Raw genomic sequence first — 20,861 nt, forward strand, 5'->3', positions numbered from 1 at the left:
ACAAGGGAAAACATTGGAAAGTTTCCAGTGTTTTAATGTGGTCTATTCTTTCTAACTCTAATAGTTCTAGGGCTGTGTGCACGGTTGTGGGGCTGGGGTTTTGGTTCAAATCCAGTCGCCCCGACCATTTTCAAGCTGACCCCAAGAGCCTCGGGATTCGATCCCGGGGCTCTTTTTTCGTTTCGACGTGTTGCGGGTAAAGCGCTGCACCGCTCCAACGGCAGTTTGGATCGTGCGGAGGCCTAAGGGCTCTTGACCACTGGCGGCACGGCGCGCCTAATTTCCTGTTCAGTTGGCAGGTACTTTCGGACGTGGGATTCTTGCATGGCAGACGGTACGAACAACGGTAGCAACGGCAGCGGGGCCGACGGCGCTTTGACCAAAGGGCATGTGGATGTGTCGGACCGATTCCTGTGCGTGCACGGGCATTTCTATCAGCCGCCGCGGGAAAATCCCTGGCTGGAGACGATCGAGGAGCAGCCGACCGCCGCGCCGTTCCACGACTGGAACGATCGCATCACCAACGAATGCTATGGCCCGAACACGGCCGCGCGCGTCGTCAATTCCGAGGGCGAGATTCTCGACATTCGGAATAACTACGAGAAAATCAGCTTCAACATCGGCCCCACGTTGCTTTCCTGGATGGAGCACCACGCCGAGGACATTTATCATGAGATTCTGGCGGCCGATGCCCGATCAGTTGTCGAGCGCGGCGGCCATGGCAATGCCCTCGGACAGGTCTACAATCACCTGATCATGCCATTGGCGTCACGGCGCGAGAAGAACACCCAGATCATCTGGGGTATGGAAGACTTCCGGCGCCGTTTCCGTCGCGATCCCGAAGGTTTCTGGCTTTCCGAGACCGCCGTCGATGTTGAGACGCTCGAAGTGCTGGCCGCGAATGGCGTTGTCTATACGGTGCTTGCGCCGCGCCAGGCGAAAGCCTTCCGCGTGCTGGATGGCACTGGCGGATGGCGCAGTGCAGATGGTGGCCGCATCGATCCGAGCCGTCCGTACATTTGCTCGCTGCCTTCCGGGCGTCACATCGTCCTCTTCTTCTACGATGGGCCGATCAGCCAGGCTGTCGCGTTCGAGGGTCTGCTGACCGACGGCAATCGTTTCGCCGAGCGCTTGACCAGCGGCTTCTCACGTCATCGCACCTGGCCGCAGCTTGTACACATCGCGACAGACGGCGAGTCCTATGGTCACCATCACCTCCACGGCGAAATGGCGCTGGCCTACGCGCTGCACGTCATCGAGGCACGGTCGCAGGCGCGCCTGACGAATTACGGCGAGTACCTGTCGCTTGTTGCACCGAACTGCGAGGCCCAGATCTGGGAGAACAGCTCGTGGTCGTGCGTGCATGGCGTGGAGCGTTGGCGTTCCGACTGCGGATGCTCGACTGGCGGGCACCAGGGATGGAATCAGAAGTGGCGTCGTCCGCTTCGCGATGCCTTCGATCTGATCAAGGCAAAGGCGGACGAGATCTTCGATGTCGAAGCGGCACGATTCTTCCGCGAGCCATGGGAAGCGCGCGACGCCTACATCGACGTCTTGCTGAATCGAACTCCGGACCAGACATTCGATTTCCTGTCGCAGCACAAAGAGCACGACCTCGAACCAGAAGAGCGTCGCGAGGCACTCAGTCTGCTCGAAATGCAGCGCAACTCGATGCTCATGTACACGAGCTGTGCGTGGTTCTTTGACGAGCTCAGCGGAATCGAGACGGTGCAGACGTTGAAGTACGCGGCACGCCTGTTGCAGTTGATCCAGCGTTACGCCCCAAAGCTCGAAGCCGAATTCGTCGCCGTTCTGGAGAAGGCCCCCAGCAATATTCCCGCGTTTGAGAACGGCCGTGCGATCTGGCATCGCCTTGTGAAACCACAAGTCGTGGATTTGCACCGCGTGGTTGCGAACTACGCGATTCTGAATTTCGATCGGCACTTCGAGGGTTCTATCGAGCACTACTGCTACGAGATCAATGAGAGCGATTCGCACTCCGGCCAATATGGCAACAGCCGTCTGAAGATTTCGCGTTTCACGGCCGCCTCGCGCCTGGCGGGGGAGACGCTCGAGGGCGTCGTTTGCGTGTTGCACTTCGGCGGTCACGACTTCCAGTGCAAGATCCGCGGTCCGTTGGACCTGGCCGATTACGAGGACCTGCAGTCAGACCTTTTCAAGATCTTCAGCCGACGTTCCTTGACCGAGGTTGTACGCGCGATCGATGCGCACTTCGGCGGGCGCGACTACACGTTGTCTGACCTTTTCGGCGAGTGTCAGCGCGAGATTCTAGGCCGCGTCACTGTTGGCGCATTCGAGCGTTTCGAGTCCACGTTGAATCTGATGTACGACGAGAATCGCAAGTTGATGGAGTACCTGTTGGAGAGCGGCGCGCCGCTGCCTCCAGGCTTCCTGGCAGTGGGCGAGTACGTCCTGCGTGCGCGGCTGAAGGATGAACTCGCGGTCTTTGTGAGCAATCCAGAGCAATCGACCGCTCTCGAGACCGCAAAGGAGGCGCGCCACATCGGGCTCAACATCGTCGACGAAGGTCTGCGCGGCGATCTGGCGCGAGCGCTCGAGCAGGTCTTCCACGATCTCGCGTTGATGCCGACCGGCGGGCTTTGCCGCATCGCGAATCAGCTTCTCGACATCATTGAGATTCTGGATGTACACCTCGACCTTTGGGAAGCGCAGAACATCTGCTTCGCTCTGGTGTACGGCCGTGATCTTCCTTCGCATCTCGCGCGACAGACGCGCTATCGCCGCCGGCCGAACTCACCGGTTTTCCCGGCGCTGCGCGAACTGGCCGATCGCCTCCGCATCAGCCGAACGCCACTTCGTTCTGCTTCCGATATCGAAGAAGCCAGTATGAGTGGCTGAGCAAGCTACTCTTCCACTTTGCCCATTCGTACTTCGCTGAGTTCGAGGATGTAGTAGCTGTCCTCCTGCTCAATGTACTGGCAGGTGAAGTAGTAGCTGTCCTTTGGCGCCGTGTATTCCTTATCGTCCCAATAGCCGAACCCGAGCGTGTCGCCGCGTTGAGCCCACTCGACGCTCATAATGATGCCGTCGGTGGTCTCTCGTCCGACGTACTGACTCAGGTAGCCGAGCCCCTCATCGATCGACAGGCCGGCCGGCATGTCGATCTTCTCCAGGGAGATCGCGTTGATGGCCTTGAAGCCGCCGAACCCGATCGCAGCAAAGAGGATCACACCAAATACGCAGAGGAAGAGAATCCGAAGCGTGCCTCCGGAACTCGGCTGATCGACATTGCCTGCAATGATATCGTCGAGCGATGCACTCTCACGGCTGGAGCGGGAATCGTACGGATCCTGGCGCGACATAGAGGCCTCCTGGGGAGACTTGGCTAATGCTGTGATCAGGATCGAATTAGCTCGCATCGGTGACGCGGAGTCAATTGTAACGGACTGTAAATTGAGTGATCTATCTCGCGCGGGAATAGACCGTGAAAAAATTCACAATCTTGCTTGACGCAGGCGCGGCAATATGTTTGTGAATTGTTTCACAAGAAGCCCGAAGAGGAGAGTTGGAGGGAGGGCTTCCCGATATACGATCGCCACCCGGACGCTGATTGCAGCCGGGTGGCGCCTCAATCAAGGGGACCCAAAAACCGATTGCCGCCTTCTGGGAGGGGGGCGCTTCGGGGGGGATTCCCCGTATCCAGGGGTTGATCATGCGGACGATCGAACGAATGGGCTTCGACGGTTTGCTCGATGCTCTGAAGGCCTGGGGGTACACGCTGATTGGCTCCCGAGTCGCTCAGTCGGCGGTAACGTGGGGCGAGATTGACTCGTCGGCGGACCTGCCCGCGGGCTGCCATGACGAGCAGGCGGGCGGGCGCTACCGCATCTCGCGCAACGGACGAGCTGCGTTGTTTGACTACGCGGCGGGGCCGCAATCGCTGAAGAAGTACTTCTTCCCTGCGCAGCGTCAGTTGTGGCGCGTGGAACGTGGCCGAAACGGTTCGCCTCGGAAGATCATTCCCGGCGATCTCACGACACCGAAGCTCGCGTTCATCGGCGTACGGCCTTGCGAACTGGCCGCGATCGCAGTGCAGGATCGAACCTTCTTGAACGGACGCTACGTCGATCCGTACTACAAGGCACAACGCGAGAATTCTCTCCTCGTCGCGGTCAATTGCACGAACCCATCGGGTACCTGCTTCTGTGCGTCGATGAAGACGGGGCCGAAGGCGACGGAAGGGTTCGACATTGTTCTGACAGAGGTCTTCGAAGGAGACCGTCATTACTTCGTTGCCGACGGTGGAAGCGAAGAAGGGCGGAACGTTCTCGCCCAGGTCACCAGCAACACGTCCAGCGATCACGAGATCGCGGCGGCACGGCGGGTCTCAGAATCCGCCGCCAAGCGGATGGGCCGCCAACTGGATACGACACAAATCAAAGAACTGCTGTATCGCAACGACGAGCACCCCCGTTGGGATGACGTAGAAGAACGCTGTCTCTCCTGCGGCAACTGCACGTTGGCTTGCCCGACCTGTTTCTGTCACACCGTGGAGGATGTGTCGGATCTGGACGGCCAGGCGGCGTCGCGTGTGCGGCGGTGGGACTCGTGCTTCTCGATCGACTTCTCCTATATCCACGGCGGCAGTGTGCGAACATCCGGCCGGGCTCGGTATCGGCAATGGATTACGCACAAGCTGGCGGCGTGGAACGATCAGTTTGGAACTTCCGGGTGCGTGGGCTGCGGCCGGTGCATCACCTGGTGCCCCGTGGGGATTGATATCACCGAGGAAGTGCGGGCTATCCGCGAAACGGAACCGCCGCGGAGCCGTGTGAAATCCCATGGAAAGAAGTAGAATATGAAAACGCTCGAATCCATTCTGGGAGAGCATCCCTTCTTCAAAGGTCTCCCACTCGAACACCTGGAGACATTGAAGGGATGCGCAACAAACGCGGTGTTTGAGAAAAACACCTACTTGTGCCGCGAGAATCAGGACGCCGACACGTTCTACGTGATTCGTGCCGGCAGGGTTGCGTTGGAAACCGACGCCCCACCTCGCGGAATCATTCCCATCCAGACCGTCGGTGCAGGCGAGATTCTCGGTTGGTCCTGGATCATTCCACCGCACGAGTGGCGCTTCGATGGCAAGGCCACAGAACTGACACGCGTGATCTCTCTCGACGCGAAATGCCTGCGCGACAAGTGCGAGGCGGATCATCACCTGGGCTTCGAACTCGTGAAGCGTTTTTCACAGGTGATGGCAACACGTCTCGCCGCGACGCGCTTGCAACTTATGGACATCTACAACATCGAATCCGGGAAGACACGATGAAGACACTTGCCATGCCTGAAGCGGCCGTCCGCGACCCGATGGTTCCGACGCCTTACGTGATCGAGTCCGTGCGTCGCGAAACGCACGATACATTTACGCTCGAGATGGTGCCGGAGGATGGAACAACGCGGCTGAATTTCAAGCCGGGGCAGTTCAACATGCTCTATGTATTCGGCGTTGGCGAGATTCCGATCTCGATCAGCGGCGATCCGGCGCATCCAGAGACTCTGACGCACACAACGCGCGCCGTCGGCGCCGTGACCAAGGCGATGCAGCGCCTGAAGAAAGGCGACGTGCTGGGTGTGCGTGGTCCATACGGAACGCAATGGCCGGTCGAAGAAGCGATGGGACACGACATTGTGATCGTCGCCGGCGGCATTGGTCTGGCGCCGCTGCGTCCGATCATCTATCGCGTCCTGTCGGAACGAGAGCGTTTCGGCCAGGTCGTTCTGCTGTATGGAACACGGAGCCCGTCGGATATCTTGTTCAAGAAGGAACTGCAGCGCTGGGGCGGCAGCTTCGGCATGGATGTCTTCGTTACCGTAGACCGCGGCGACCAGAATTGGCACGGCAGCATCGGCGTCGTGACCAACCTGGTTCGTCGCGCGCCGTTCGACCCATTGAATGCAACGGCGATGGTGTGTGGGCCGGAAATCATGATGCGGTATTGCGCGCATGAACTGGCTAAGCGTGGTGTCGATCAGGATCGAACCTACGTTTCGATGGAACGCAATATGAAGTGCGGCATTGGCCTGTGCGGGCATTGCCAGTACGGCCCTGTCTTCATCTGCAAGGACGGGCCGGTGTTCCGCTACGACCGAATCCGCGGAATGTTCGGAAAGCGGGAGATCTGAGATGCCGAATTCGAAGAAGCCAAAACTCGCCGTGTGGAAGTTCTCGTCCTGCGACGGTTGCCAGTTGAGTTTGCTGGACTGCGAAGACGAGTTGCTGGCCGTTGCGAATGCGATCGACATCGCCTACTTCCCGGAAGCCAGTCGCGCGATGGTGAAGGGCCCATACGACATTTCACTCGTCGAAGGATCGATCACAACGCCGCACGAAGAAGAGAACATCCACAAAGTACGCCGCCAATCGAAGGTGCTGATCACAATCGGCGCGTGTGCCACCGCGGGTGGTATTCAGGCGCTTCGGAATTTCCGCGATGTGCGCCAGATGGTTTCCGCCGTTTACGCGCATCCTGAGTTCATCAAGAGTCTCAATAAGTCGACGCCGATCGCGGACCACGTCTTCGTCGATTTCGAATTGCGCGGCTGCCCAATCAACAAGGCTCAACTCCTCGAAGTCGTCAGCGCTTACCTGGTTGGTCGCAAACCGAACGTGCCGGCTTTCAGCGTCTGTCAGGAGTGCAAGCGACGCGGCAACGTGTGCGTAATGGTGGCGCGTGGCGAACCGTGCCTTGGCCCAGTTACGCAGGCGGGCTGCGGCGCGCTTTGCCCTTCGTACGACCGTGGTTGTTTCGGCTGCTTCGGCCCGAAAGAAACCGCAAACACACCGGCCCTGGGTGAATGGTGGAAGACGGAGTTGGGCGTGGACAGCGATGGCGTGAAGCGCTCATTCCGCACCTTCAATGCCTACGCGGAAGCCTTCAGAAGGGAAAGCGAGAGTCATGAAAGGTAAGAACGGATCGGCCGCGACGAAGTCCCCCAAGGGAAAGAAGACCCGCACCGTGAAGGTGGACTACCTGGCGCGAGTCGAAGGCGAAGGCGCGATGTACGTTCGCATCAATGACGCCAAGGTCGAAGATGTGAAGCTGAAGATCTTCGAGCCGCCGCGTTTCTTCGAAGCGTTCCTGCGTGGCCGCGACTTTCGCGAGGCCCCGGACATCACGGCGCGCATCTGTGGAATCTGCCCGATCGCTTACCAGATGAGTTCCGTTCACGCGATGGAGGAGATCTGCGGCGTGAAAATCGAGGGCCCGCTCCGCGACCTGCGCCGGTTGATCTACTGCGGCGAATGGATCGAAAGCCACGTCCTGCACGCGTTTATGCTGCACGCACCGGACTTTCTCGGCTACGAAAGCGCCATCCACATGGCCAAGGACCACAAGGACCTTGTGAAGATGGCGCTGCGCATGAAGAAGGCCGGCAATGAGTTGATGGGCTTTCTGGGCGGACGAGAAATCCATCCGATTAACGTCAAGGTCGGCGGATTCTATCGAGTGCCCACAAGGAGCGAACTCAAGCCATTGCGCGATGAGATGGAGTGGACGCGCGATGCGGCTTTGGAGTCGTTGAAGATATTCTCCAAGCTGGACATACCACAGTTCAAACAGGACTACGAGTTCGTCGGGATGCGTCACCCGAAGGAGTATCCCTTCAACGAGGGGCGACTCGTTTCGAACCGCGGTCTGGACATTCCATTGTCCGAGTTCGAGAATGTGTTTGAGGAAGAACACGTCGAGCATTCGACGGCGCTGCATTGTCGTATCAAGGAGCGCGGTAATTACTTCGTCGGTCCCCAGGCGCGTTACAATTTGAACTACGATCTGTTGCCGGACGATGTGAAGAGTGCCGCCAAGGAGGCGGGGCTTGGTCCCATCAGCCGCAATCCTTTCGAGAGCATCCTCGTGCGCCTGGTTGAAATCCTCTACTCTTGCGTTGAAGCGATCCGCATCATGGACGCCTATGAAGAACCCGACGCACCAGCGGTCGAAGTTGAGCCACGCGCCGGCACCGGGTACGGATGCAGCGAGGCGCCTCGCGGAATTTGCTTCCACCGTTATCGAGTCGACTCCGATGGGAAGATTGTCGACGCGTGGATCGTCCCGCCGACGTCGCAGAATCAAAAAACGATCGAGAGCGACCTGTGGCACTTCGCGCAGAAGTACGTCGATCTGCCGGACAAGCAACTGCAGTGGCAATGCGAGCAGGCCATTCGCAACTACGACCCGTGCATCTCATGCTCAGTGCACTTCCTGAATCTGACGGTGGATCGAACGTAACGATGGGCGTTCTGGTAATTGGGGTTGGGAACGAACTCCGCCGCGACGATGGCGTTGGGATCGCCATCGCGCGGCGGATTTCCGCTGAACAATTGCCCGGCGTAATCGTGCGCGAATGCACGGGCGAAGGGGCGGGCCTGATCAACGCGTGGACCGGGCACGATGCCGTGATTGTCTGCGATGCGATCAAGTCGGGAAGCGCCCCCGGAACAGTCCATCGTCTGGATGCTTCCAAGCGCGAAATCCCAAGCGGGCTGTTTCACTACTCAACCCATGAATTCGGATTGGCCGAGGCTGTTGAGCTGTCGCGGGCGATGGATGAGTTGCCCGGGCGCTTTCTGATATTCGGTGTCGAAGGCAAGGACTTTTCTGGCGGAAAAGGATTGTCAAAGGCAGTCGAGCAGGGCATGGAAACAGTGTTGTGCGGTGTGTTGAGGGAGATCGGTCCGGAGGCCGGGATCAGTTAGGCAAGGCCTTCTCATTTCCCTCTCACAGAGCTAGAAACCGCCGACTTGTCGAACTCAACGGAGGGAATCCCCCATGCACGAGATGTCGTTGTTCAAACCGCTGATCACACGGATTGAGCAAATCGCGGAGGAAGAAAGCTCGCCGAGCATCGCGGCGGCGACTGTCCGGCTTGGCGCATTTGCGCCGATCTCGCCGGATCATTTCAAGGAGCACTGGAACGAATTTACGAAGGGCACGGTGGCCGAAGGTGCGACGTTGACTCTCGTACGCGACGAAAACGAGATGTCTCCGCGCGCACAGGACATTGTGCTGGAAAGCGTCGAGATCGAAGAAGGCTAAGGTTGTGGAGTCTGGGCAGCGCGGCGCTGGGCTTCCTTGCGGGCTTTCTTGAGCCGGCGCTCGATGTCGCTCTTAGCGGAGCATCCGCTGGAACCGCAGCCGCAGCCTCGGCTCTTCTTGGCGAAGAACGTCTTCCAGAAAACCCAGCCCATGTACACCGTCGCACCTGCGATGATGACGGCGACGATGATGGTTTGCGTTGTTGGAGACATGGCTTCGCTCCCTTCTAAAGCAACAAACGACTGGCAATCTGGTAAGTGATCAACGAACCGATGTAGGCCAGCGTCGTCATGTAGGCGAACGTGAACACCGGCCAGCGCCAGGAATTCGTTTCGCGCTTGATCACGGCCAGCGTGGCCGCACACTGCATACATAGCGCAAAGAATACCATAATCGACAGCGCCACGGCGATATTGAACACCGGCTGGCCGTCGGGGCCGCGCGCCGCGCGCAATTTGTCGCGCAGATCGGTGGTCGTCTCGTCGGTATCGCCACCCAGATCGTAGATCACGCCCAACGTGGCGACGATGATTTCGCGCGCCAGGAAGCTGGCGATCGCGGCCATGCCGATCTTCCAGTCCCATCCCAGCGGCTTCACCGCTGGCTCGATCAGATGCCCGACACGACCCAGGACGGATTGGCGAACATAAGCTCCTTCGATGCGGCGATCGAGGCTGTCCTCGATCTCCTGACGGCTCGCGAGTAGTTGAGCGCCTTCTTCGAGAACGCCCGCCTTGGCGGGGGAGTGCTCGGAATCCAGTGCGGTCAGCAAGGCCTCTTCCGAGTCCGGCGTGTTCGTCTGTGCCAGGTAGTCGTCGATCTGCGCCTGCACTGCGGCGATCTGCTGTGCGTTAGCCGCTTCCATTTCTTCTGCCAACGATGCGGGACGCGGATAGTACGTCAGCGCCCAGATGATCACTGACACGGCAAAGATAATCGTTCCGGCGTTTGTCAGGAACGACCAGCCGCTCTCGATCATGCGGTGGAAGATCGTCAGCGCGTGTGGTGCCTTGTAGGGCGGCAACTCCATCACGAGCGATGGTGTGCGGCCCCTCAAGAGTGTCCGCTTCAGCACCAACGCGACCGGGACGGCGACGCTGATTCCGACCAGGTACATTGCGAACAACGTCACCGCCTGCAAGCCCAGTAAACCCGGGATCAAGGTACGCTTCGGAACGAACGCACCGATCAGCAGCACGTACACCGGCAGGCGCGCGGAGCAACTCATCAACGGTGCTACCAGAATTGTCGCGATGCGGTCGCGCCGGTTCTCGATCACGCGAGCCGCCATGATTCCCGGAACGGCGCAGGCGAAGCTGCTCAGCATCGGGATGAAACTGCGTCCGCTCAGTCCGACGCGGCTCAGCACCTTGTCCATCAGGAACGCTGCGCGCGCCATGTAGCCGCAATCTTCGAGCAGCGAGATGAACAGGAAGAGAATCAGAATCTGCGGCAGGAAGATGACAACGCCGCCGACGCCGGCGATCACGCCGTCCACCAGGAAGCTCTGCAGCGTCCCCGGGTCCATGTTCGATGCGACCAGGCCACCCAGCATCGCGAAGATGCCGTCGACCAGATCCATCAGCGGCCCGGACCAGGAGTAGATTGCCTGAAAGACGATCAGCATCAGGGCTGCGAAGATCACCGTACCCCACACCTTGTGGATCAGAATGCCGTCGATCTTATCGCTGCTGCTTGTGCGTGGCGAGTCCGGGCGCGTTACGACTTCAGCGATGGCGCCTCGGATCCAGCCGTACCGCTTGCGGGCTTCGAGCGACGGCAGGCGATGGCCGGAGTCGGAGAGGCGCTGCCGCGTTTCAGAAATTGCAGAGCGGGCCGCCTCGCCACCCTCCTCGATCAGCCGCTTCTCGGCCATGCCTTCCACTTCCAGCAGCGAGCGACGCACAAGGAACGGATGCGCCGCGGGCTCGGGAATCCCGATCTCCAGAAGCTTCTCCCGCAGCGCGAGCAACTCCGCCTGGAAGTCCTCCGGGAAGATCTCCGGCCGCGTCGCCTTGGGGATGTCACCGAGGCTGCGGATGATGTCTTCGAGAGCATCCAGGCCGTGGTTCTTCGAAGCGATCGTGGCCACAACCGGGATACCGAGGTTTTGCGCGAGGTGTTCCTCGTTAATCTCGATCTCGGCTTTCTTCGCAGTGTCGACCATGTTCAGAACCAACACGGTCGGCAGCCCCAGCTCCATGACCTGCGTGGCGAGGAAGAGATTGCGTTCGAGATTCGATGCATCGACGACGACAAACACGGCATCGGGCCGCGGATCTTCCGGGCGCTGCCCCAGCAGAACATCGACGGCCACCATCTCGTCGGCCGAGCGGGCAGAGAGGCTGTAGGTGCCCGGCAGATCGATCATCTGAACCGTGCCGCCGGAGCTGCGAACCGCGCCGATCTTGCGTTCGACGGTCACACCCGCGTAGTTCCCGACACGGGCACGAAAGCCCGTCAAAGCGTTGAAGATCGTCGTCTTGCCCGTATTCGGGTTTCCGATCAGGGCAATGTTTCGCACTTGGATGGCGGCTTCGGTCGCGGTCGTCATCTATCGGTTCGCTTTGTTTGTCGGGGGTTTATCAGTTCAGAGCGGCACAACTTGGATTTGTGCTGCGTCGGATTTCCGGAGAGACAGGTTGTACCCGCGGACGCGGACCTCAAGCGGGTCGCCGAGGGGCGCAAAGCGCACCATGGTGACTTCTTCTTCCTCGATGAGTCCCATTTCCAGGATACGTTGAATGTTGACCGGGTCGCCTTCGAGGGCGGTGATTCGCGCCTTCTGGCCCGGCTGGAGATCTGCAAGCGAGGTCATCTTCAATCCAGCGGCGATACCCGGACGGTGTCCGTGTGGCTGCCACGCAGCATCACGCGGCTTTCGCCCACCTGGACGGCACAGGGAGAACCATCGGTGATCATACGAATCAGGGCGCCACAGCAGAAGCCCATCGAGGCCAGTTGCTGGCACTCATCGTCACATCCACAGAGTTCCTCGACGACGGCCACCTGGCCGGCTTTGAGGGTTCGAAGACAGGTTGGTTGAAGTGGTTGCACGGTTGAGAATTACCTCGCATTCCTCAATTCTGATTGGGGTTTAGCAAGGACATGTTTGGCGAGTCAAACACAATGTTTGGCATGGCAAAAAAATAATTGCGGATATTGCGAGGTGTGAATATGGAAAATATGCTAAACGCCTTGATTTCAATTCTTTGTGTTGGCGTTCAGGAAATTCAGAATCTGTGTGCGACCGGTCTTCGTCGCCAAGAGCTCGCGAGCATAGCCCTTTTCCGGGATCAGTTGCTGCCGCAAATCCCGATTTCGGCTGCTGAGGGTTCGCAGCACGTTCACCGACGAGCTGTCCTGAGCGGACGCCAGGGCCAGGATCGGACGCCCCTGGATGTTCTTGAGTTCCGCCGCCAAGTCCAACCCGCGGTAAGTCGAGAGCGGACTAACAAGGATGAATCCATCCACGTGAGAAGCATTCTTCACGGCCGCGACTCCGCCGACGTTGCATCCGGTCCCGGCGCCAAGGACGAACAGCTTGTCCCTCTTGCCGTGGAATCCCTTCTGCTCCAGCCAGGCGATCGCCGCCTCAACATCCTTCGGCAGCCCAAGAAAATCATTCCCTTCCTTGCCTGCCTTGAACTTGGACTGATCGATCGTCTCGCCCTCCTCCGTCTTGGTGCTTTCACCCGTGCCGCGCAGGTCAAAGGACATGATCGAGTACCCGTTCGAGAGCAGGAAGCGCTCGAAGTCCGCAAAGTCGCGCCGCGTTCCGTTCTGCTGATGGACCAGAATCACGGTTCCTTTGTCGCCGCCGACAGCTCGGCCGTAAGTGCCATGCAGGATCACCCCATCCTCAGTGCGAAACTGAACTGAAGCGCGGGGGTCCGGCGCCCTGGGCTCGCGAACGACAGGCAACGGCTGATCCGGGGTCAGACCCAGGAAGGCGCGAACGGAATCCGTCGTCGCTTTGTCGTTGCCGACCGGCGGGAAGGCCATCGCTGAAAGAGTCACCAAAACCAGAGCGATCAAGAGAACAAAACGTTTCATAGAGTCGAGACCTCGACATGGAAAGCCCAGCGGAGGGCGGTTGTATACAAAGACCAGGAACCCTGCTGAGAGGGTTTGCAGCGCTGCCAAATGATAGGCCCGCTCCAGGTGGGGCGGGCAAGAGAAGAGGCGCCGTGGGGCACCCTCAATAGCTGATCAATTCGCTCGGCCACATGTGAAGCGCCGTGGGGTTCGAGCCCGAAGTCGCCACGAGCTCCGTTGACCAAAAAGAACTCCATGATCATACCCAGGTGATTTCAAGATATCTCACCTGAAAGTCAATCCATGTCGATCTGTGTCTCGCTTCGCATTAGCGGGCCAAAGCTGTCCAGAGAATCCGAGGAGATGACTCAGACGAATTCCGCCGTTTCCTGACGAATCAGCTTGCACAGCGTCCAGGGAATCTGGCCAATCACCGGTTCTTTGCTGACGGCGTGTCCTCTACGTTAGCAATATGTCAGAATTCGGGATTCCGGGCGACCGCTTTAGCTTGACATAGTAGGTCCTGCCAATGGCATGAATGCTCCAATGCGGCTTTCCCGGAATAAGTACCGCTGATCGACCCCGAAATGAGGGTAAGTGCTTTGAATTCGAACGCGAAGATGCAGATCCATCTCGTCCGCGAGATGCTTGACGTTCCCGAGACACGTTCCTCCGCTCCCATTCCCGATCCCGAGTTGCGCGAGTTGGTTGACCACCTGTGGGGCATCGGCGAAGGAGCACAATCCGGAGACGAACCGGAAGTGCTGTACGACAAGTTCCGTCCCGGCCTGTCTGCCCGCACCTGGAACTGAGTTCGTCGCCCTCGGGCAAAGTTCTTCTTTCCTCTCGTGGCTCCGCGACCGCGGGTGCCATCGTTCGCACATCCTCAAATAAGTTCACGTTAAGAATTGGCACAATTGCGTTTGCGCTCGATACTCCGGCTGGGCACATTCGGCCCATCTGGTTCGACCGGAAACCCGCAGTGGACCGAGACACATAATGGCCCGATCAGAAAACTCCATCGACAGCCTCCTGATGGATGTCGAGAAGGGAACTCCGGAGCAGGCCCGTGCGGCCGCGATTACGCTCGGCTCCATGGGCGCCGGCGCCGAGGAAGCTGCCCCGGACCTGGTGGACCATCTGGCGCTCCCGTATGGCACGGTGACCTGGGCGATTGTGGAAGCCCTGGCGGCGATCGCGTCGGCAGACGAACAGGTCGTCGACGATCTTCTGGATGGCATTCAGGATCCAGACGAGAACATTCGATGGGGCTCTGCGCGGGCGTTGGGCCTGATGGGCAAGGCCGCCGAGGATACCGTCGAGGAACTCTACAAGCTGCTGCGCGACCCGAAGGGCGCTGTGTGCTGGGCCGCCATCCGGGCGCTCGAGCAAATCGCGGCCGAATCCGACAAAGCGCTCAAGTGCCTCATTGGGCACCTGCAGGATACGGAACACAACGAGCACATCCTCTGGGGCATCACGACGGCGCTCGGCCGGCTGGGGCCTCGCGCGAAGCCCGCGGAGGGTATCCTGACCAAGCTGGTCGACGAGGCGAATCGCAGCCTTCGCTGGGCCGCCGTCGAATCCCTGCAGCGCATCCGCCGGCCTGACTGACTTTCTCCTCCCATTTTGATGGGTCCTGCTTTTGCTTTCTCCTGTCGTGGGAATACTATTCTGCGATGGAGAAACAATACATGAAGACAATCCGACTGCTACTCTTGCTGGGCCTCATCTTTGGCGGTCTGACGACCACTGGAAACGCACAACCGGCCGATCAGCCCGCGGCCACCGAGCCTGCGGCTTCCGAGACGTTCAACGTCGATCCGGTCCACACTTCCATTCTGTTCCGCATCAAGCACCTCGATACCGCTTACTTCTATGGTTGGTTCGAGGATTACTCCGGTTCGATCGTTCTCGATCACGAAACGCCGGCGAACTCGTCGGTCGAGTTCGAGATCCAGGTTGCTTCGATCGAAACCCGCAACGATCAGCGCAACGCGCACCTGATGTCGCCGGATTTCTTCGATGTGGAGAAGTTCGCGACGATCACATTCAAGAGCACGAGCGTCGAAGCCGTCAGCAAGAGTGAATTCAAGGTCACCGGCGATCTGACGCTGCACGGTGTCACCAAGTCGATCACGCTGACCATCGAGAAGACCGGCGAAGGCCTGACGCCCATGGGCTATCGCCTCGGTGGGTTGGCGGAGTTCTCGCTCAACCGCACCGATTTCGGGATGACGAACATGGTCGGCCCGGTGGGCGATCAGGTCGACGTCACCGTCAGCGTGGAAGCCATCCGCAAGTCCGACTAATTGCGTCAGATTGGTTCAACATCTGTCACGTAGAACAGTTCACAGGCGCCGGCGCCGGTATCCGTTCGAGTTCGCGAAGAATTCCAATGGAACCCGCCGGTGCCTTTGACTTTCACCAGGTAGCCAGACAGGCGGACCGTATCGCCGCGATCGAGTTTCATCAGCGTGCGGCGAACCACAGGATCATCCGGCGGGGGAATGATGTGCGTGTTGGCGCTGTGGATTTCTATCTCGCGCTGGCCGACATCGACCTCGCTGTACTTGTACTCGAACATGCCCCAGCGCATGCCTTGCTTCCACTTGATGCCGGACAGATTCGGTTCAACCGTCAGCCTGCCCCAGACCAGCAGAAGATCGATAGGGGAGAGGCCGTTGTGCTCGTCGAACCAATACCGCCGGCGCGACATGACCATCGCTTCGACGGAGTATTCATCCGTGGCCATGATGATGTAACCATCGGGCGCGGGCAGTTCCGTCGGCTGCGCCAGGGCCCGCTGGATCGGTTCCCGAAAAGGCCCGGCCTCCTCGATGGGCCGGCCTCTCAACATCGTGCCGATCAGGACGAGAACCACCACCCCGGCAACCGCGCCGATGATTTTGGGATTCAGGAATGGGCTCTGTCCGTATTGAGACATCCATCGACCTCTGAGAAAGATACGGGCCAGGATCGGCATTCTTCAAGGGATAGCAGCCATTCTCCTTCTCAATTGACTCGCCAGTGGCCGTTTGGTCGACTGCCAAGTTGATGGATGGGATGGTAACTCGAACGCCCGCAAGTGAGGTTCCTCATGGCTCCCAAGACTGTGACGCCACCGCCGGTTGCGATGGATGATAAGACGGATTTCAACGTGGTCGGGACCAGCCCGCGCCGCATCGACGCAAACGACAAGGTCAGCGGCCAGGCGCAATATGCCGACGATCTGAAGTTCTCTGGGATGCTGCACGCAGCGATTCGGACCAGCGATATCGCCCACGGCGTGATCAAATCCGTCGACATCAGCGCCGCCGAGGCGCTGCCGGGAGTCGAAGCCGTCATGCTCGGCAAGGACATCCCCGGCGAGAACCAGATCGGCATCATCTTCCAGGACCAGCCGCTGCTCGCCGAGAACAAAGTGCGCTGGTACGGCGACTGGATCGCGATTGTGGCCGCCCGCAGCCTCGCGATTGCGCGCGAAGCCGTGAAGTTGATCAAGGTCGAGTATGAGGAACTGGAAGGCGTTTTCTCGCCCGAGGAAGGCCTGGTCGAAGGCGCACCGAAGATCCACGAGAAGGGCAACATCCTCGAGACGATGCATGTCCGTACGGGCGAGGTCGAAAAGGGCTTCGCGGACAGCGACGTGGTTCTCGAGCGCGTCTATCGCGTCAATTACCAGGAGCACGCTTATCTGGAGACGAACGGCTGCGTTGCAGTTCCGGCGCTCTCGGACAGCATCACCATCCACGTATCCTGCCAGTGTCCGTTCTATGTTCAGAACGCCGTGCGGAAGATCATCGGCGTGCCCGCCCACAAGATTCGCGTCCTGCAGTCCGTGACCGGCGGTGCGTTTGGCGGGAAGGAAGACTATCCTTCCGAACCCGCCGCTGTGGCCGCTGCGCTGGCCTGGAAGACCGGCAAGCCCGTGAAATTGATCTACCAGCGCGAAGAGGATGTCGCGTGGTCGTCGAAGCGGCATCGCTACACCATCTACCACAAGATGGGCGCGACGAAGGACGGCAAGCTCACCACCGTGCATTTGAAGGTGCTGTGCGATGTGGGCGCGTACGCAGGGCTCTCGACCATCGTGTCGGATCGTGCGAACATCAGTTCGATCGGCCCGTACAACGTCCCGAATATTCACGTCGATACGTACTGCGTTTACACAAACAACCTGTTCGGCGGAGCGTTCCGCGGATTCGGCGCGCCGCAAGTTGCGTTCGCACACGAGACCGCGATGGATGACCTGGCAGAGAAGTTGGGCATGGACCCTGCCGAACTGCGTCGCATCAATGCGTTCCAAAAAGGCGACAACATGGCGAGCGGCCAGCCGATTCCCGGCCGCGTGCCCTGCCTTGAAACCATCGACAAGGCAACGGACGCGTGCGACTGGAAGAATCGCCGCGCCGCTTACGACAAGCACAATGCCGGCAAGCCGCTCGTTCGCAAGGGCCTCGGCATGTCGACGATCATCTACGGCGTGAACCTGCACGCGCGCGGCGAGTACATCAATCGCTCCGGCGCGCACATGCGGATTTTCGAAGACGGCAGCGTTGCGATCGCGATTGGCCTGACCGAGATGGGTCAAGGCCTGCTGACGGCCGCGGTGCAGATGGCTGCCGAAGCGCTCGGCGTGACCGTCGATCGCGTGAACTGCAACCAGATCGATACGGCCCTCGTGCCGGACAGCGGCCCGACTGTCGCCAGTCGCTCCACTGTGATGAGTGGCTTCCCGCTGATTCAGGCGGCCGGCAAACTGCGCGATACACTGCTGAATCGCGCAGGCGAAGTACTTGGCCGCGATGCGAGCGAACTGGACATGCGCAAGAACCAGATCGTCGACGCAAAGACCGGCGAAGAACTGATGACTTACGACCAGGCCGTCGGCGCGTGCTTCAAGGCGCGTGAAAACCTGACCGAAGTCGGCTGGTACGCCGTGCCGCACCAGGAATGGGATCTGCCCACCGGCCAGGGCGTCGCGTATCACAGCTTCGCGTTTGCGACACAGATCGCCGACGTCGAAGTGAACTCCGCGACCGGCCAGATCGACGTCAAGAACGTGTGGGCGGCGCACGACGTCGGCCGCGCGATCAACCCGAACATGCTGACCGGCCAGATCGAAGGCGGCGTCGTGCAAGGCATGGGTTGGGCGCTGATGGAGAACCTGATTTTGCGCAAGGGCAAGTGCATCAACCCGGGCTTCACGGACTACCTGATCCCGACCTCGTTGGACGCGCCGAAGATTCACTCGATCCTGATCGAGGACCCGACACCCGCCGGTCCGTTCGGCATTAAGGGCATCGGCGAGCCGTCGCTGATCCCGATGGCCGGTGCGATCGGCAACGCGATCTCGCACGCGGTGGGGTATCGCTTCGAAGAAGTCCCCGTCACGCCGGAAGTCGTCCTGATGGCACTCGCGGGCAAGCCAAAGAACCCGCTGGGCTGGCAGGTTCCGGAACGGGCGGTGTTGAAGTATTGATGAGTCGGCAGGATGCCGGCGGTCCCAGGATTACTCCACGCCCTTCTTCACAACGCGTTTGCGGTGTTCGAACATGCGTTCGAGGCGGCTGCTGACGAAGAGGCTTTCGGCCATGCGACCGAACAGGCCGAGCGGGGCGCCCATTTCGATCGTGTCGGTGACACGCGTGCGATGATCATCGAGCGCGTCGAATTCGTGACGATGGACCCAGTGTTCGAACGGGCCCTTGGTCTGGCAGTCGGCAAAGGCGCGATTCTCTTCGAATTCGCAAATCACCGAATCCCATTTCACTTCGATCGGAATGCCGCGCGGGCGGAGCGAGAAGCGAATGCGCGATCCCTGGCGCAGCGGAATCTCCGCGCGCACGATGCGCATGTTGTACTCGGGCAGAGTCATGCGCGCGAGGTTCTTGAGGTCCGTGTAGAACGTGAAGACGCGTTCCACGGGTGCCTCAACGATGATGGAGTCCTGGTACTTGTGCATCGCGGACTCAGTTCCCCAATACGCGCCGCGCGACGCTCACCGCATCGCGCGCTTTGGATTCGCCGAATAGCATCAGGCGGCAGGCGAATCGCTCGGGTGCGTTCTTCGAAATCAAAAAATCGCGCATCTGCGTCAGTGCGACCTCGATCGCTTCATCGAAGGGGTAGCCGTACACGCCCGTGCTGATCGCGGCAAACGCCACGGACTTCGCGCCGAGCTCATTCGCCAGCACCAGCGAGTTTGCGTAGTTCATCTCGAGGTGCTCGCGTTCGCCCTTCTTACCATCGCGATAGATTGGGCCGGCCGTGTGGATGACGTGCTTCGCAGGCAGATTGCCCGCTGTTGTCTCGACCGCTTCGCCGCCTTGCAGCGGACCGCGATGGCTTCGGATCGCTTCGCATTCTTCCATGATCTCCGGGCCGCCGGCGCGATGAATGGCACCGTCGACGCCCCCGCCTCCGGCAAGTTGCGCATTCGCCGCGTTGACGATGACATCCACCTTTTCCTTTGTGATGTCGCCAGCGACGATCGTGATCGAACGGCCGGGGAACTCGGGATGGTGAAAGACGATTTCTTCCATGCTTCGATTCTCCAAGAAGTGAAGCCCACCGGTACGCGGCGGTGGACTCAGACTTCGCGCTCCTTGCGGGCGAGTGTAATCAGCGATGTGCCAGCCGGCAGGTCAATGTGGCGAATCATCCGCGCCTCCAGGTGAAGGAGCTTGCGCAGGAACGTGTTCGCGGGCCGCGGTAACGGAATCAGGTGCGTCTTCGGGCGGCGCGCCTCGCGCACGCCGGTCGAGCGCTGCCACCAACGCTGCAGCCTTCGGAATCCAATGATGATCGGGTGAACGAAGAAGATCGCAAAACTGTACTTCACCGGACGGAATCCGCCGCTCGCCAGGAGCTTGCGCAGTGACTTGTGCGAGTACCGCCGGAAGTGATGCAGGGCAATGTCGTGATCGCTCCAGAGTTCCTCATGCGCCGGTACTGTTGCCATCAGGTAACCACCGGGGCGCAGCACGCGGTTGAACTCACGAATCAAAAGGTCATCGCGCTCCACGTGTTCCATCATGTCGAGTGCCAGGATCAAGTCGAGCGAACCCGTTTCGAACGGCAAATGAACGACATCCGCCAGCGCGAGGTTTTCGATGCCGCGATCGCGACAGAACTTCAGCGCCAACTGCGAGAAATCGAGACCGATTGGCTTCCACGAGGCAACCGTCTGCAACATCAGTCCCGTTCCGCACCCAACGTCGAGAACGCGCCCGGGGCGCGGCGGCTCCGGCAGGTAACGGTCAAGGACCGCCTGAATCAAACGAAGACGGCCCTGGAACCACCAGTAGCTTCCTTCCAGTTCATACATTTTTTCGTATTCTTCGGTGTTCATCGCGGCCCCTTGTGGGGCAAGAGTTGGGCCAAGTCGCCGGTAGGTCAAGCGGGAGTGGCAGCGAGCTTGGCACGCAGAGGGCTGGTTGATCGCTTAGGGAGTTGGGATTGACGTGGCTCGGGGGCGAGTCTTAGGCAATTCGGCGAATCACGCCTCCGCGCGCCCATAGCTCAGCTGGATAGAGCACAGGATTCCTAATCCTGGGGTCGCAGGTTCGAGTCCTGCTGGGCGCGCCACTTAAATTCAAACATATCAATAATTTACGAGGGACCGCCGGGGCGCGCTTCCTCGGCGGTTTCTTCATGTCCGGGCGAGATCGCAAACCTCTCGTAACCGTCCTGTGAGGCACACGCTTGGAAGTGCTTGCGCCGGTGGAGAGCGCT

Annotated in this window: 22 protein-coding genes and 1 tRNA gene; 13 read left to right on the forward strand and 10 right to left on the reverse strand. The window is 59.8% G+C overall.

Annotated features, from left to right (window positions below):
- Positions 1-324: 324 nt before the first annotated feature.
- Positions 325-2,880, forward strand: a complete 2,556-nt coding sequence (locus KQI84_12840; GenBank protein ID MCB2155763.1) for a DUF3536 domain-containing protein — start codon at positions 325-327, stop codon at positions 2,878-2,880.
- A gap of 5 nt (positions 2,881-2,885) precedes the next feature.
- On the opposite strand, the gene KQI84_12845 is transcribed toward KQI84_12840, so the two are convergent.
- Positions 2,886-3,344, reverse strand: coding sequence for a hypothetical protein (locus KQI84_12845; GenBank protein MCB2155764.1), 459 nt, complete (start codon positions 3,342-3,344; stop codon positions 2,886-2,888).
- A gap of 350 nt (positions 3,345-3,694) precedes the next feature.
- Here KQI84_12845 and KQI84_12850 point away from each other — a divergent pair, with 350 nt between their 5' ends.
- From KQI84_12850 to KQI84_12880, 7 genes are all read left to right on the forward strand, one after another.
- A complete protein-coding gene (locus KQI84_12850; GenBank protein ID MCB2155765.1) occupies positions 3,695-4,837 on the forward strand; it encodes a 4Fe-4S dicluster domain-containing protein in 1,143 nt (380 codons plus the stop codon).
- A gap of 3 nt (positions 4,838-4,840) precedes the next feature.
- The gene (locus KQI84_12855; GenBank protein MCB2155766.1) at positions 4,841-5,314 is read left to right on the forward strand and encodes a cyclic nucleotide-binding domain-containing protein; all 474 of its coding nucleotides are present in this window, start codon (positions 4,841-4,843) and stop codon (positions 5,312-5,314) included.
- Entirely contained in the window at positions 5,311-6,168 is an 858-nt protein-coding gene (locus KQI84_12860) for an FAD/NAD(P)-binding protein (GenBank protein ID MCB2155767.1), read from the forward strand. Before KQI84_12855 ends, KQI84_12860 begins: the two co-directional genes overlap by 4 nt.
- 1 nt (position 6,169) lies before the next feature.
- Entirely contained in the window at positions 6,170-6,952 is a 783-nt protein-coding gene (locus KQI84_12865; protein ID MCB2155768.1) for an oxidoreductase, read from the forward strand.
- Positions 6,942-8,276, forward strand: a complete 1,335-nt coding sequence (locus KQI84_12870) for a Ni/Fe hydrogenase subunit alpha (protein ID MCB2155769.1) — start codon at positions 6,942-6,944, stop codon at positions 8,274-8,276. The genes KQI84_12865 and KQI84_12870 overlap by 11 nt, the downstream gene beginning before the upstream one ends.
- Positions 8,277-8,278: 2 nt before the next feature.
- Positions 8,279-8,743 carry a hydrogenase maturation protease gene (locus tag KQI84_12875; protein ID MCB2155770.1) on the forward strand — a complete coding sequence of 155 codons (465 nt, stop codon included), beginning with the start codon at positions 8,279-8,281 and terminating at the stop codon, positions 8,741-8,743.
- A 73-nt stretch (positions 8,744-8,816) separates the two neighbouring features.
- The gene (locus KQI84_12880) at positions 8,817-9,083 is read left to right on the forward strand and encodes a hydrogenase maturation nickel metallochaperone HypA (GenBank protein MCB2155771.1); all 267 of its coding nucleotides are present in this window, start codon (positions 8,817-8,819) and stop codon (positions 9,081-9,083) included.
- Here the strand turns inward: KQI84_12880 and KQI84_12885 are convergent.
- The 5 genes from KQI84_12885 to KQI84_12905 all read right to left on the reverse strand — a co-directional run bounded on the left by KQI84_12885 (position 9,080) and on the right by KQI84_12905 (position 13,139).
- Positions 9,080-9,295, reverse strand: a complete 216-nt coding sequence (locus tag KQI84_12885; GenBank protein MCB2155772.1) for a FeoB-associated Cys-rich membrane protein — start codon at positions 9,293-9,295, stop codon at positions 9,080-9,082. The two genes, KQI84_12880 and KQI84_12885, sit on opposite strands and share 4 nt — an antisense overlap.
- 14 nt (positions 9,296-9,309) lie before the next feature.
- Complete coding sequence (feoB, locus tag KQI84_12890; GenBank protein MCB2155773.1) at positions 9,310-11,637, reverse strand: ferrous iron transport protein B; 2,328 nt, start codon at positions 11,635-11,637, stop codon at positions 9,310-9,312.
- A gap of 36 nt (positions 11,638-11,673) precedes the next feature.
- Positions 11,674-11,901, reverse strand: a complete 228-nt coding sequence (locus KQI84_12895; GenBank protein ID MCB2155774.1) for a ferrous iron transport protein A — start codon at positions 11,899-11,901, stop codon at positions 11,674-11,676.
- Positions 11,902-11,903: 2 nt separating this feature from the next.
- Positions 11,904-12,140 carry a ferrous iron transport protein A gene (locus KQI84_12900; GenBank protein MCB2155775.1) on the reverse strand — a complete coding sequence of 79 codons (237 nt, stop codon included), beginning with the start codon at positions 12,138-12,140 and terminating at the stop codon, positions 11,904-11,906.
- Between the two features lie 147 nt (positions 12,141-12,287).
- On the reverse strand, positions 12,288-13,139 hold the full coding sequence (locus KQI84_12905; protein ID MCB2155776.1) for an alpha/beta hydrolase: 852 nt from the start codon (positions 13,137-13,139) through the stop codon (positions 12,288-12,290).
- Positions 13,140-13,723: 584 nt separating this feature from the next.
- Here KQI84_12905 and KQI84_12910 point away from each other — a divergent pair.
- The 3 genes from KQI84_12910 to KQI84_12920 all read left to right on the forward strand — a co-directional run bounded on the left by KQI84_12910 (position 13,724) and on the right by KQI84_12920 (position 15,433).
- Entirely contained in the window at positions 13,724-13,933 is a 210-nt protein-coding gene (locus KQI84_12910; GenBank protein MCB2155777.1) for a hypothetical protein, read from the forward strand.
- A 187-nt stretch (positions 13,934-14,120) separates the two neighbouring features.
- Positions 14,121-14,735 (forward strand): HEAT repeat domain-containing protein, encoded by a 615-nt coding sequence (locus KQI84_12915; protein ID MCB2155778.1) that lies wholly within the window; start codon positions 14,121-14,123, stop codon positions 14,733-14,735.
- Positions 14,736-14,815: 80 nt separating this feature from the next.
- On the forward strand, positions 14,816-15,433 hold the full coding sequence (locus tag KQI84_12920) for a YceI family protein (GenBank protein MCB2155779.1): 618 nt from the start codon (positions 14,816-14,818) through the stop codon (positions 15,431-15,433).
- Positions 15,434-15,438: 5 nt separating this feature from the next.
- On the opposite strand, the gene KQI84_12925 is transcribed toward KQI84_12920, so the two are convergent.
- Positions 15,439-16,068: a hypothetical protein gene (locus KQI84_12925; protein MCB2155780.1), complete on the reverse strand. Its 630-nt coding sequence runs from the start codon at positions 16,066-16,068 to the stop codon at positions 15,439-15,441.
- Between the two features lie 153 nt (positions 16,069-16,221).
- On the opposite strand from KQI84_12925, the gene KQI84_12930 reads away from it, so the two are divergent.
- Positions 16,222-18,606 carry a xanthine dehydrogenase family protein molybdopterin-binding subunit gene (locus KQI84_12930; protein MCB2155781.1) on the forward strand — a complete coding sequence of 795 codons (2,385 nt, stop codon included), beginning with the start codon at positions 16,222-16,224 and terminating at the stop codon, positions 18,604-18,606.
- Positions 18,607-18,636: 30 nt separating this feature from the next.
- Here the strand turns inward: KQI84_12930 and KQI84_12935 are convergent, their stop codons facing one another.
- Genes KQI84_12935 through KQI84_12945 form a run of 3 tightly spaced genes read right to left on the reverse strand, consistent with a single transcriptional unit; the run spans position 18,637 to position 20,478 of the window.
- Positions 18,637-19,089, reverse strand: a complete 453-nt coding sequence (locus tag KQI84_12935; protein ID MCB2155782.1) for an SRPBCC family protein — start codon at positions 19,087-19,089, stop codon at positions 18,637-18,639.
- A 7-nt stretch (positions 19,090-19,096) separates the two neighbouring features.
- Positions 19,097-19,669 carry a macro domain-containing protein gene (locus tag KQI84_12940; GenBank protein ID MCB2155783.1) on the reverse strand — a complete coding sequence of 191 codons (573 nt, stop codon included), beginning with the start codon at positions 19,667-19,669 and terminating at the stop codon, positions 19,097-19,099.
- Positions 19,670-19,716: 47 nt separating this feature from the next.
- Complete coding sequence (locus tag KQI84_12945; protein MCB2155784.1) at positions 19,717-20,478, reverse strand: class I SAM-dependent methyltransferase; 762 nt, start codon at positions 20,476-20,478, stop codon at positions 19,717-19,719.
- A 159-nt stretch (positions 20,479-20,637) separates the two neighbouring features.
- Here KQI84_12945 and KQI84_12950 point away from each other — a divergent pair.
- Positions 20,638-20,714, forward strand: a tRNA-Arg gene (locus KQI84_12950).
- Positions 20,715-20,861 lie beyond the last annotated feature (147 nt).

The organism is bacterium (genome assembly GCA_020444065.1).
Classification (GTDB): Bacteria; Sumerlaeota; Sumerlaeia; order SLMS01; family JAHLLQ01; genus JAHLLQ01.

What these genes read in the sequence shown, in the direction of transcription:
- KQI84_12840 (MCB2155763.1), top strand. Translation starts at nt 325, where the DNA reads ATGGCAGACGGTACGAACAACGGTAGCAACGGCAGCGGGGCCGACGGC.
- KQI84_12845 (MCB2155764.1), bottom strand. Translation starts at nt 3,344, where the DNA reads ATGTCGCGCCAGGATCCGTACGATTCCCGCTCCAGCCGTGAGAGTGCA.
- KQI84_12850 (MCB2155765.1), top strand. Translation starts at nt 3,695, where the DNA reads ATGCGGACGATCGAACGAATGGGCTTCGACGGTTTGCTCGATGCTCTG.
- KQI84_12855 (MCB2155766.1), top strand. Translation starts at nt 4,841, where the DNA reads ATGAAAACGCTCGAATCCATTCTGGGAGAGCATCCCTTCTTCAAAGGT.
- KQI84_12860 (MCB2155767.1), top strand. Translation starts at nt 5,311, where the DNA reads ATGAAGACACTTGCCATGCCTGAAGCGGCCGTCCGCGACCCGATGGTT.
- KQI84_12865 (MCB2155768.1), top strand. Translation starts at nt 6,170, where the DNA reads ATGCCGAATTCGAAGAAGCCAAAACTCGCCGTGTGGAAGTTCTCGTCC.
- KQI84_12870 (MCB2155769.1), top strand. Translation starts at nt 6,942, where the DNA reads ATGAAAGGTAAGAACGGATCGGCCGCGACGAAGTCCCCCAAGGGAAAG.
- KQI84_12875 (MCB2155770.1), top strand. Translation starts at nt 8,279, where the DNA reads ATGGGCGTTCTGGTAATTGGGGTTGGGAACGAACTCCGCCGCGACGAT.
- KQI84_12880 (MCB2155771.1), top strand. Translation starts at nt 8,817, where the DNA reads ATGCACGAGATGTCGTTGTTCAAACCGCTGATCACACGGATTGAGCAA.
- KQI84_12885 (MCB2155772.1), bottom strand. Translation starts at nt 9,295, where the DNA reads ATGTCTCCAACAACGCAAACCATCATCGTCGCCGTCATCATCGCAGGT.
- feoB (MCB2155773.1), bottom strand. Translation starts at nt 11,637, where the DNA reads ATGACGACCGCGACCGAAGCCGCCATCCAAGTGCGAAACATTGCCCTG.
- KQI84_12895 (MCB2155774.1), bottom strand. Translation starts at nt 11,901, where the DNA reads ATGACCTCGCTTGCAGATCTCCAGCCGGGCCAGAAGGCGCGAATCACC.
- KQI84_12905 (MCB2155776.1), bottom strand. Translation starts at nt 13,139, where the DNA reads ATGAAACGTTTTGTTCTCTTGATCGCTCTGGTTTTGGTGACTCTTTCA.
- KQI84_12915 (MCB2155778.1), top strand. Translation starts at nt 14,121, where the DNA reads ATGGCCCGATCAGAAAACTCCATCGACAGCCTCCTGATGGATGTCGAG.
- KQI84_12920 (MCB2155779.1), top strand. Translation starts at nt 14,816, where the DNA reads ATGAAGACAATCCGACTGCTACTCTTGCTGGGCCTCATCTTTGGCGGT.
- KQI84_12925 (MCB2155780.1), bottom strand. Translation starts at nt 16,068, where the DNA reads ATGTCTCAATACGGACAGAGCCCATTCCTGAATCCCAAAATCATCGGC.
- KQI84_12930 (MCB2155781.1), top strand. Translation starts at nt 16,222, where the DNA reads ATGGCTCCCAAGACTGTGACGCCACCGCCGGTTGCGATGGATGATAAG.
- KQI84_12935 (MCB2155782.1), bottom strand. Translation starts at nt 19,089, where the DNA reads ATGCACAAGTACCAGGACTCCATCATCGTTGAGGCACCCGTGGAACGC.
- KQI84_12940 (MCB2155783.1), bottom strand. Translation starts at nt 19,669, where the DNA reads ATGGAAGAAATCGTCTTTCACCATCCCGAGTTCCCCGGCCGTTCGATC.
- KQI84_12945 (MCB2155784.1), bottom strand. Translation starts at nt 20,478, where the DNA reads ATGAACACCGAAGAATACGAAAAAATGTATGAACTGGAAGGAAGCTAC.